1 protein-coding gene is annotated in these 1,068 nt (G+C 46.3%); it reads right to left on the reverse strand.

The features are described from left to right. On the reverse strand, window positions 1-633 hold a 633-nt coding region (locus tag AC5JQH_RS21390), incomplete at its 3' end, for a transporter (RefSeq protein WP_493805992.1). Window positions 634-1,068: the final 435 nt, after the last annotated feature.

Raw genomic sequence — 1,068 nt, forward strand, 5'->3', positions numbered from 1 at the left:
GCCGGTGCGAAGATCCCATTGAGGTGTTACGTTATAACGTAGGAAGCCTTGGAACTGGTACAAGGGATCCTGTTCCAGAGTGGCTTTGGAGGCACCAAGTTCGTCATTCTTGCCGAAAAAAGTGACATCACCAATCAGGTCTAACGAGATTTTAGAGGTAAGACCGGTGATGTAACCCGCCTGCAATGCATATTTCCACCGGTTTTCGCCAAGATTTAATGTGTCATTTCGATCGTAACTCCCTACCGGAACATACAGGAACGGAGTAATGCCGAAATAGGTGTTACTTTCGGGCTCGTTTACAAGCCAAACTGTCGCCGCAAGTATCAGGTCGCCGATGCCACTGGTGTCACCAAGGGAAGAGGTATCGTCTTTTCCTTCCACCTTGCCAAATGGGAGGAGAAATTGAGGGTCTACTGTGTAACCGCCAATTTCAGTGAAATGCACCCCACGCAGGATTCCTACCTGTGAGTCCAATCCAGCGTTAATGGGGGCCTTGTCTCCATCCGAGTAGAGGGAATCGGCAGTGGCGTATTGATAGTAGACCATTCCAAGATTGGTGCCGGCGGGCAATGCTGTGTAATCCCCGGCATCAACCTCAATAGCTACTGCATTACCAGAAGCCAGCAACATAGTGGCCAGGCCAGCAGAAGCGACGCAGAAATTCCCAATTCTGGAACGGAGTAAACTTTTGTGCTTATAGTTTGATACAGATGACATGATGCAGCCTCTTATTAGTTTTGTTGGTATTGCACTCGAAGTTAAGCAATCAATATGCCAGATCGATTGACCCTTAGGAAATTATTATGAAACAATTACTTATGCGGCTTTATAGCATCTATGTTTTAGTTTTTGGAAAAAAGTGGATCGTTTCAATACACTAAAATTGGATGGTTGAATAAAAAAAATACAGAGTGGTGGGTGTCCTTATGCATAAAAAGATCGTTGATCTGAACACTCAGGTCCAGCAAGCCCGTGAGTTGTTTGACGAAGGGCGTGTTGTACCATCCCAGTGGGTGCGGGATGAGGTTTTGCGCTCTTGGCTAAGATGCAGAAAACATGGCGTGT

The sequence above is a fragment of the Marinobacter sp. H13 genome, assembly GCF_059072335.1.